Raw genomic sequence first — 10,258 nt, forward strand, 5'->3', positions numbered from 1 at the left:
AAAGCCAGGGTCAATTGGAGATTTTCCAGTGCAGGTGCGCGCATTCGGTTAGGGCATCTCTATCCTAAATTAAAGCATGCTAACTAGGCAAAGTTTATTTGGTGAACTACTAGTTTTTGCGATACAACTCTTCAAGTAAATCATCAGCACTGTTAACAATACCTGCTTGGCTAAAGATATACAGCGCTAATATCCCTAAGAAAGTACGAAAGAGAAGGCTGATTACACTATCAGGTAGTTTGGGCAACAAGCGCGTGCTCACCTGTGCGCCCACTAATCCACCCAATCCCAATACCACTCCAATCATTGGAATAACATTACCGCTGAGTGTGTGACCAATACTAGCAGAGATGGCAGTCATGACAACCACACCCAAACTAGTTCGAATGGCAAGCTTAATTGGTTCACCTAAAAACAGCATTTGTAGGGGTACCATGATCACTCCACCACCAACCCCAAATAGTCCAGCCAGTAAACCTGCCAGCCCTCCTGTAATCAGCCGAACAAGTTTTGGGTTCGCTGATTGATGGGGAGGTGATTCAATAGATTGAGGTTGCTTTGCAGCAAGGCGATTTTTTAGATCAACCAAATAAATGTTGAGCAGCAGGAGTACCCCAAACGCACCGAGTAACCAGGCAGATGGCAGGTGATCAGCAAGCCATACTCCGAACTGCGCCGTAATTAAAGCTGGTAAACCTAAGGCTAAAATCCGCTGGCTGTCAAAATACCCCATCCGCCAATTCTGTACTGTACCAGAAATGGAGGTAATCAAAATCGCCAAACTGCTGGTTGCGACTGCCTGTACTGGAGTATAGCCAAAAGCAACAAGCATTGGCACTAATACAGTACCACCGCCAATTCCCAAAAAGCCTGCCAAAACTCCAGAGAAAAAACCTCCTACCACCAGCAGCAATAAACTAAATAAATTCATGATGGGCTCAACACTAGACTCACACGCTTCCATTAAACCGCATTCAACTTTTTGCATCTCAAAGGATGCAACTCAAACTCTCGAGCGCGTAAAATAACAACCAGAAAAAACAACAGTTGCCTTCAATAAGGAACTATTAAAAAACGCAAAATAGGTAGTGCCATTTAGGAAAGGACGTAGAAAAAAGAGCAAGAGAGAATAGAGAAGTAACCTGATTTGGCTTTCCCACGATGATCAAACCGTTGCTGCAGTGCCCTAAGTAGGGAAACGGAAATAAACACTGTTATATCAGAATAACGGAGAAACGTACTTTGAGAACCCTTTTTCAATGACCCGTCCTCGCCTTCAAGTGGTTCTGGCTGCAGAAGAAGACCGCACTTTACTGGAATTTAGAACCGCCAGTAGCGTTCCGCAACGGACGAAAGACCGTGCTGAGGTTGCTACGCCTGAGCCATCAAGGATGGACGACCGAGCAGATCGCCGAGTATTTTGATTGGCGGGTGGAAACGGTGCGTGAAACCATCTATTGCTGGAGAAAACAAGGCTTAGAGGGATTGTGAGATGCACCCTGTCCAGGACGTCGTCCTAAATGGCAGGAAGCCGACATCGGGCACTTAGAGCAATCGTTGCAGCAGGAAGCCCAAACGCACAATGCTCAGCAATGGGTACAGCAATTGCAGCAAGAACGACAAGTCAAGTTGGGCTCACGGCAACTACGGCGGATTCTCAAAAAAAGGGCTACTGCTGGAAGCGAACTCGACAAAGCTATCGAAGCCTACAGAACCTCCTAGAGAAACAGCTCAAACAAGCAGACTGGGAATTGTTGCAACAAGCAGCATGGGAGGGGTATTTGAAGTTGAAATATCTAGATGAATCTGGCTTTGATTGCTGGAGTCCCGTCAGCTATAGCTGGTCTTTGGCGGGCACCCAAAAGCGCCAGGAGCAGACTGCAAGGCCTGGCAGACGGGTTAACCTTATTGGTGTATGGGAACCCGATTGCAGTTTCACCTATGGCTTAAGTGTCGGAAGCATTACCAGCACAACCTACATTCGCTTCATAAATGAGCAAGCCAAACAAGCGCAACGGTTGTTTAAGCGAACTGGCAAAATCACCGTGATTACTCAAGACAACGCTCGGATTCATACTTGTCAAGCGGTACAGCAATGCATTTCAGACTGGCAGGAAAAACGCCATCCCCTTACTCATACAGTCCTCTCGACAAATCGACTCGCAGCCCGGTAATATCTCGATTGAGGGCGATCGCAATTTCGTAGGACTATAACCACACAGCAATCCTCGCAAACAAGTTTCGTCAACGTTTGTCAATGCTGTACGCCTGCCGCTACAGGCTTGCTTCACTTGCCCTAGATCAGCACTCAGCCTTGTCAAATTCCACTCCGCAGCAGCTTCATTGAAATGCTGAATACTGATCATGCAACATAGGCTCCTAACAAAGTTCTAACGTATTCTTTCCAAGGCATACAAGCTCTGAAAGCGCCAGTCATCTAACGTTTTTCCTAACCTTTGTTTGAAGTAATTTAGGCTTGCTAACCCTATCTCCTATCACCTGTTAGCGGTCGATGAAGTTCTAGTTTTCTAACCTGAAGACTGATTCGATCAATTCTTGTGAAAGCAGGACAAACGCTTAATAAAGCATTGAAGGAGATACCAATGTTAAAAGTGCAAGTTGCCACAACGCTTGAAGAGAAACAAGCGATCTATCAATTCAGATACAGCGTGTATATCGAGGAAATGAAAAAAAGCCTACGATATGCCAACCATACTGAAAAGATTCTCAAGGATAAGTTAGATGACACAGCAATGCTGCTTTACATCGAAGTTGAAGATGAGATTGTAGCAACCGTGCGAAAAAATCTGCTGGATTCTACTTCACTTCCTGAGAATCTCAGCCAGATCTTTGCAGTCGATCAATTTATTGGGGCATTCCCAACCCAAACGCTTTCATTTAGCAGCCGCTTAATGGTCGCCCCACAATGGCGAAATTCTTCGGTACTAGGCATGATTGTCATGGAATTCTACAGAGATGCCCGCACCCGAAATCTGCAATTTGACTTTTCTCACGCGGCTCCTTGGCTCGTTCCGTTTTATGAAAACCTGGGATATCGTCGCTACGTTGATAACTTCCTCGACGAGGATGCTGGTTTACAAATTCCGATGGTTTTACTGATGGAAGATGTTGAGCATCTGCGGGCAGTCCACTCCCCGTTCTATCGTGTCGCTCGTAAAGCCAGCAACACTTCAACGGCAAAGGATTGGTTCAATCAAGAATTTGCTGAACACAAAAAACTAATTAACACTTGCAGAAGTACAGCAGATGAAGTGTGGGAATTTTGGATTGCAAAACTGCATCAGCAATTAAATCCCAAAATTGACCTTTTTCAAGGGCTAACCGATCAAGGAATCCAACAGCTCTTAAAATCCAGCTTCTTTTATTGTGCAAAAGCGGGGGAAACTCTTCTGAGAAATGGAGATATCGCCAATGCCGTCTTTCTGGTGCTTTCTGGTGTGGTTGAGGTCAGTAACGCGGACAGCGGTTCAAAGACGTTGTTAAATTCCTATCAAACCTTTGGAGAAACAACATTGTTTACCCAACTACCTTCCCCAGAGCAGGCGATCGCCACAACAGATGTCGAAGTTTTGGTCTTGCCCGTCCAAACGATCATGAAAGCAATGAAAACGTCACCCGAATCAATGTGTCAGTTTTTCTTGAATGCGTCTCGCTGGATTTGCAAAAAGTATGTCCCTGAAGCAAATCAACTTGCAGACATCACTCGTAATCAATTCTTAACCGCTTAGACTTAAAGGAGTGCAATCAATGGACACGGTTCTTCGCATTGTTAGCAAAGCCCAAGAGATCTTTCGTCACAAGTTAGAGACCGTTGAGGCTTCAGGCGGTTTAACGCTTGAGCAATATGTTCGATACCTCTCAATGCAGTTTCATCTTACAAAAGATGTACAGAGACATTTCTTCATTGCAGCCAGTCACCCTGGTTTGGCGACGAAAGGAAAATTGCGAGATTTCCTGGTGGCATTTGGGCTAGAAGAAGAAATGCACTATCGCATTGCCAGCAAGGATATTGAGAATCTCGGTCAGCCGATGCTGTCTGTTCCACTGAATGTGAAATTATGGTGGGCATACTTTGACTCCGTCATTTATTCTCGTCCTTTTATCCGATTGGGGGCGACCTGCGTTCTAGAAAACTTGGGTTCAGGTGGCAGCATTGTGGTCAAACGCTTGCTGAAGACAGCACCCTTCATCAATGAACGTACGTCTCGGTTCATCCAGATTCATCTGCACGAAGAACTTCCACATGGAGATTGGATTATTAGTGTACTCAAGAATATAGAACTTGACAGCACTAACCTGGAGGACTTGCAAGAAGGTGCAGAAATGGGAGCAACGCTGTATCTTCGGATGGTGGACTGGGCTTTTGGAACTGATCCTCTAGCGATCGCATTCAGCAAACCTTCAGTAAAAGGTACAACTCCTGTTGCTTTGAAGTAGTGTGATATTCTTTGGTTATTTCGCCACTGTATCTCCGCTAGAGAGCCTGCTGTTTACAGTTTCATCTGCTTTGCTGCTGTCTTCGTGAGTTAGATCCCTAATCACGGTTAGGTGACGGCAGCAAAGCGATTTCTTATCTTAAGACAAGCCCCCACCCCAACCCTGATTAAGAGAAGTTTAGTGATGCCTTCATCAAACTTTTATTGGTCACGCAACTTAATCTCCGGCTTCGGTAAGATGTGGTTTTTGATTACTCCTCAAGAAACAGATAGTAATGGAGGAGGCGCAAGCCTTTTGGGATCAGTCGTTGAAGAGTTTGATGGAGGTCTCTTTTCGTATTATCCCGCGCCATACCATATGGCAACACCCAAGTTGATCCGTGACGCGATCGAACTGCGTCGAGACAAACTCAATCTGGACAACGGAGAATCGATTGTACTAGAAATAAAATTCGCTAGTTTGAGAATTAGCAATGAACGGCGAAAAAGCATTAAATCAGGAATTGGTAATTTTCCGAGCATACCTGTTTTCCTAGATGTGGGCTACTCGCGGATGGTCAGTATCACAGTAGAGCTAGAATCAGCCAAAATGCAGTATATTTCAACGGATTACTTAAGCAGGCTTTACAAACTTGTTGACGGGGATGACAACTTAATTGAGCCAAGCCTTGGAATAGACATTGATAACAACTACATCGTGGATCAAATTCTTCTCGCTAACCAGTACAATGTGATTTTTGAATCTGACTCAAACTTTAGTAGCCAATTCGAGGCAGAAATTTCATTTGTCAATGCTCAAAACGCTGGAAAGATCTCAGTTTCTCTCGACCGAGTTAATAAAAAGCGGGTCACTGCTAAAGTACACAACGGACAGGATTACCTCGTTGCCTTCAAAGTGATTGATTGGGATGATTTGGGGTGAGACGATCGCTAGGGACAAATATGTCTAAATCTCATCGTGTCTCTTCGATCGCTCCCAATGCTTTGAGAGTTACCGTTTCTGCTTGTGTTAAGCCGCTAATCCCTGCGATGTTCATTCCTTCATAGGGACGCGGCACTCTCAACGTCTGAAGGCATCTACCAGTTTCTACATTCCAGAATTTAATGGTTTCATCAAAGCTGCCGCTCAACAGAATCAAATCATTGTTCTGCATCTTGCCAGGTAAGTTTGTTTCCTTGTCTTCAGCAAGGCAAGATCGAATATAAAACTGGATAGAAAGAATAATTCCTTGATGTCCCTCAAGGGTTTGCACGTATTCTCCAGTTTCAAGATTCCACAGTTTTATGGTTTGATCAAAGCTACCGCTCGCCAGATATCCTCCATCCGGACTGAAGGCAAGCGCACCCACAGGTGCCGTGTGTCCCTCAAAGGTATATTTACATTTACCCGTCGTCATATCCCACACTTTAACGGTCTTGTCATAACTACAACTTGCGAGAGTCGTGCCATCTGAGCTAAATGCAACTTGCCAAACGCTGTTTTCATGCTCCTGTAAGGTCTGAGTGCAGTGTCCTGTTTCAACATCCCAGAGTTTAATCGTGGCATCAAAACTACTGCTGGCAACCTGTCGTCCATTTGGGCTAAACGCAACACCAACGACTGAGCTCTGATGTCCCTCCAACGTTTTTAGACAGTTGCCAGTTTCTATATCCCAGAGCTTGACGGTGGCATCATAGCTACCGCTCACTAATTGTTTACTGTTGGGGCTAAACGCAAGAGACCAGATCCAACTTGTATGTCCCTCGAAGGTTTGCAAACACTGCCCTGTCTTCCAATTCCATACTTTGATGGTGTTATCTCCACTGCCACTCACTAAAATCGCTTGATTTAGCTCGTTCGCATCTGTTTCAGTGGATTGAGGGGAAAATGCCACTGCCCAAACTCGATCGCGATGTCCTCGTAAGGTTTTAATTACTTGACCTGTTTTGAGATCCCAAAGCTTGATGGTTTCATCCTCATGACCCGTCGCCATCAACGCATGTTCAGTATGCAATGCTAGACAAAGGATTTCGTTCGTATGACCCTTCCAGGTTTTGATACATTGCCCTGTTCTGACATCCCAGACTTTAATGGCATGATCATCCCCGCCGCTCGCTAAGGATTGACCATTGGGGCTAAAGGCGATCGACCAAATCCGGTTGCTATGCCCCTGTAACGTCTTAATGCACTGTCCAGTCTCAATGTCCCAGAGCTTAATGATCTGGTCATGGCTACAGCTCGCTAGAGATTGACCATCTGGGCTAAAAATGGCAGTGGTCACCTCTTGGGTATGTCCCTGAAAGGTTTTAAGGCAAGTTCCTTGCTCCAGGTCCCATAGCTTCAGCGTGCCATCAGAACTGGCGCTTGCCAGCAATTGTCCATTCGCATCAAAGGCAACCGATCGTACCCAGCCGGAATGTCCTTGAAGCGTCTGGTAGCAGTTCCCAGTCGTGATATTCCACAGGTGAATGTGATGGTCTTCTGAACCACTGGCTAGGGTTTGACCATCAGGACTGAAGGCGATCGACCAAATTCGCTGAGTTAATCCTTGCAGGGTGCAAAACGGTTGAGCGATTGGCTCTTTTGATCGCTGGAGGGACAAATTAACGTGCCACAGACGGATCGTAGCGTCCTGGCTACTGCTTGCTAGTAAATGCCCATCAGGACTAAAAGCAACCGCATTAGCGGCTGAGGTGTGTCCTGATAGCGTCTGAAGACAGTCTCCCGTCTCCATATCCCATAGCTTGACTGAGTTATCATCACTAGCACTAGCAAGCAGCCTACCATCCGGGCTCGAGGTGACTGCCCAAACCCAGCTTTTATGACCTCTACAGGTCATCCGCTTGTTGCCACTCGTGGTATCCCAAAGGTGAATTTCACCGTTGCTATCTCCCGTGATTAAGTAGGTTCCATCTGAGCTATAAGTGACTGATAGGACGCCACCAAAGGTTTGAGTAAAAACAGACTTGACGAATTTACAGTGAGCAAAGCTGACCTGCCGTAAATTCACACCTTGCAGATACGCTTGCAGAATGGTCAGATGAGAAAAGTCATACCCAGTTAAGTCGGTTTGCAAGTGGCACAGTAGATTGATAAGGTTTCCGGCTGCATATCCAGATCCAACAGGTAGTCTTTTTTGCAATTGCGCTAGAAGCTGCTGTAGCTGTGCTTCAAGTTTTTCTCGGCTGCCAAGGGTTGCGATCGCCCTCTCCAAAATCGGTTTGAGAATTAAGCGGCTTTGATTGTCTCGCACATATTCTTTGGCAACTGCCTTAAGCAGGGCATAACGACTAAGCAGCCAGAGACTTCCAGTTTGAATCTCCTGGCACACCTGTTTAATCAGTCGTTCGGTCACATACTCAATCAGGACAGGTTGCAGGGTGAAGCTATTGCCGTTTCGTTCTAAGGGGAGTCGTCGCTGGAGCGATTGCAGGGTCGCTGCCACCTGTTCACGCTCCGCAGGAGTGAGGACGTCTTCCTTGAGTTCTGCTGGAGCTAGCAACTCCCGGTTGATGGTAAACCAATTGACTAATTCTTGTTCGTTGTCAGATAGGCGATCGAAATGCCAATCCAACAGCTCTCGCAAATCTTGAAAAATGGGATGCCCTTCTTTGAGAAACTCAGAAATGTTGCCACAGAAGACTTCATCGATATGCTTGGCTGCCAGTTCCAATGCTAAGGGATTGCCATTGTAAAGCTCAATTAAGGTCTGCCACTCAGCATCAGAACCGGAGAAGTTACCAATCTCAGAAAAAATTTTGATTCCCTCTGCAACACTCAGCCCATCCAAGTTGAGCGACCGCACGGGGCGCGCTTTTCCCTCTAATTGAGCAATCTCTTTATGCTTTTCTCGACTGGTGAGCAATAGACAACTTTGATGGGGCACGGTTCCTAACTGCTGGAACAATTGCCCATATCCTTCATACCCTTCTCGGTAGTGCCCAGCCGAGGTTCCTCCTTGCAAGATCGTCTCGGCATTATCAAGAATCAGCAAGCAACGGTGAGCTTTCAGGTAATGCAATAACTTTGAGATGCCTGCACCGAGATCGTTTGATAGGGGCGCTTCCTGCTGTTGAGCGAGAAATTGGACCAGCTCGGTGAGCAGGCTAGGTAGTGGTGGGGCATTGAGGAGCGATCGCCAGATCACAAACTGAAATTGGTCTTGAATTCCCTGCGCGAGTTTCAATGACAAATCCGTTTTGCCGATGCCACCTGCGCCCAGCTTGAGCGACAGCCGAGTTTTGCCCACTCCTGCCATGCCCAAGATACTGACAATACGGCAGCGGTCTTGCACAATCCACTGTTCTAATTGTTCCAGTTTTTCAGTACGTCCAAAGAAAACGCACACATCGGGAGCATCCCCCCAGTCATGGTGCAGCGTAGGAACCGAGGATGACAAGACTGAGGAGGATTCAGCATTTGCAATACTCTGTACAAGAACATCGTTCCGCTTGTAGCCTTGCCGCTCCAATAACACAGCAACATCTCGCCAATTTTTTACCTGTCCTGCGGTGATTGCTGCAACATAACGATACAATCCCCGTGTCAGATCGACTCGCAGCCCTTGTGCTTGGCGGTGTAGTGAAGCAGCAATTCCATTGGGGTCAAGACCACAAAGCAATCCTCGCAAACAAATTCGTTCTGTTGAAGACAGTGGCTTTTGTTTAATGGCGGCCAAGTCAGCATATAGCTGCTCTAAGTCCCAAACCTGAGCAGCGTCGAGAAACTTCTCCTCTTGAGGGCTGGAAGAGGATGGCATAACAAGCGAGAGTAGATGTGCTAGGGAACAATCAATAATTACCTAATTACTTCAACCATCAGTAAATTTCCTGAAAAAATTTACATACATAACTTCCTACCCTTGATTCAAGATGTTATAGTTTATACCAATTTGATTTCTGGGTTAAGCCCCACTGATTCCTAATGTCCGTTAGGGGTTGGAAGGTAGAAGATTGCTGAGTACTTTAATTGGAGCATTCCACGTGCGTGAGACGATCCATCGTTGGCAGCGTCAAGGCTTGGGAGGATTGTGGGATGCTCCGCGTGCTGGTCGTCGTCTCCAGTGGCAGGAAACCGATTGCGCTCATTTGGAAGCCACGTTGGAGCAAGACGCTAAAACTTACAGTAGTGCTCAGTTAGCGGAGCAGTTAGCGCAACAACGCCAAGTCCAGCTCAGTCGCTATCAGGTGCAACGCATCTTGAAAAAAAGGGCTTTGGCTGGAAACGCACCCGCATCAGCCATCAACAGCGACAAGACCCGGTAGCGCGGGCAGACAAACAAGCTGACCTTGCCACGCTGCAGCAAGCGGCAGTCGATGGTTACCTGACGATTTGGATTTAAGTCAAAGCGAATCATAGAGTAACACTTTGACATCCTTTACACAACGCTGCTTATTTTTGCTTGACTACTTACAACAAGCAACGGCGATGAACAATTGCACGTAGTCGGTCTATTTTCTCTATCCTTTCCTAAATGGCACTACCCGCAAAATACACTCTTAGTCAATGTAGAAATTGGTGTGATAAAGGAAAGCAGCATTGCTCTTGAGTCAAGCACTAGCTCAAAAGTTTCGTGCTATCTGTATGAAATACAGGTATGTATTTTACGTTGTATACTTTGGTGTATACAAAAACCCTCCTATTTTTCTGGGGTCGCTCCCGTATAAATAAATACTCATAAGGTTCTATTTCGTTGTGTTATGAAATAGACTTGTCGGGAAATAAGCAAGAATAGAAGGCAGAAATGGGATAAGCAAATGCTGGATATTGAACGGGTGCTGACACAAGACCGCTTGCTGCGCGCTTTAACTGGCTTGAATCG

8 protein-coding genes are annotated in these 10,258 nt (G+C 46.1%); 6 read left to right on the forward strand and 2 right to left on the reverse strand.

Annotation, left to right across the window (positions count from 1 at the left end):
• Window positions 1-109: 109 nt before the first annotated feature.
• The gene (locus tag NDA02_RS27470; RefSeq protein WP_190794762.1) at window positions 110-931 is read right to left on the reverse strand and encodes a sulfite exporter TauE/SafE family protein; all 822 of its coding nucleotides are present in this window, start codon (window positions 929-931) and stop codon (window positions 110-112) included.
• A 428-nt stretch (window positions 932-1,359) separates the two neighbouring features.
• On the opposite strand from NDA02_RS27470, the gene NDA02_RS27475 reads away from it, so the two are divergent.
• The 5 genes from NDA02_RS27475 to NDA02_RS27495 all read left to right on the forward strand — a co-directional run bounded on the left by NDA02_RS27475 (window position 1,360) and on the right by NDA02_RS27495 (window position 5,379).
• Window positions 1,360-1,491, forward strand: a complete 132-nt coding sequence (locus NDA02_RS27475) for a helix-turn-helix domain-containing protein (protein WP_190794755.1) — start codon at window positions 1,360-1,362, stop codon at window positions 1,489-1,491.
• Window positions 1,492-1,592: 101 nt separating this feature from the next.
• Window positions 1,593-2,174, forward strand: coding sequence for a transposase (locus NDA02_RS27480; protein ID WP_190794756.1), 582 nt, complete (start codon window positions 1,593-1,595; stop codon window positions 2,172-2,174).
• A 384-nt stretch (window positions 2,175-2,558) separates the two neighbouring features.
• Window positions 2,559-3,749, forward strand: a complete 1,191-nt coding sequence (locus tag NDA02_RS27485; protein WP_190794757.1) for a cyclic nucleotide-binding domain-containing protein — start codon at window positions 2,559-2,561, stop codon at window positions 3,747-3,749.
• A 19-nt stretch (window positions 3,750-3,768) separates the two neighbouring features.
• Complete coding sequence (locus tag NDA02_RS27490; protein WP_190794758.1) at window positions 3,769-4,458, forward strand: hypothetical protein; 690 nt, start codon at window positions 3,769-3,771, stop codon at window positions 4,456-4,458.
• Window positions 4,459-4,641: 183 nt separating this feature from the next.
• Entirely contained in the window at window positions 4,642-5,379 is a 738-nt protein-coding gene (locus NDA02_RS27495; protein WP_348256274.1) for a hypothetical protein, read from the forward strand.
• Between the two features lie 31 nt (window positions 5,380-5,410).
• Here the strand turns inward: NDA02_RS27495 and NDA02_RS27500 are convergent, their stop codons facing one another.
• The gene (locus NDA02_RS27500) at window positions 5,411-9,196 is read right to left on the reverse strand and encodes a WD40 repeat domain-containing protein (RefSeq protein WP_190794760.1); all 3,786 of its coding nucleotides are present in this window, start codon (window positions 9,194-9,196) and stop codon (window positions 5,411-5,413) included.
• A 223-nt stretch (window positions 9,197-9,419) separates the two neighbouring features.
• On the opposite strand from NDA02_RS27500, the gene NDA02_RS27505 reads away from it, so the two are divergent.
• On the forward strand, window positions 9,420-9,701 hold the full coding sequence (locus tag NDA02_RS27505; protein ID WP_190794761.1) for a helix-turn-helix domain-containing protein: 282 nt from the start codon (window positions 9,420-9,422) through the stop codon (window positions 9,699-9,701).
• The last annotated feature ends 557 nt before the right edge of the window (window positions 9,702-10,258 follow it).

This window comes from Leptolyngbya sp. ST-U4, from assembly GCF_039962215.1.
GTDB lineage: Bacteria > Cyanobacteriota > Cyanobacteriia > Elainellales > Elainellaceae > Leptolyngbya_A.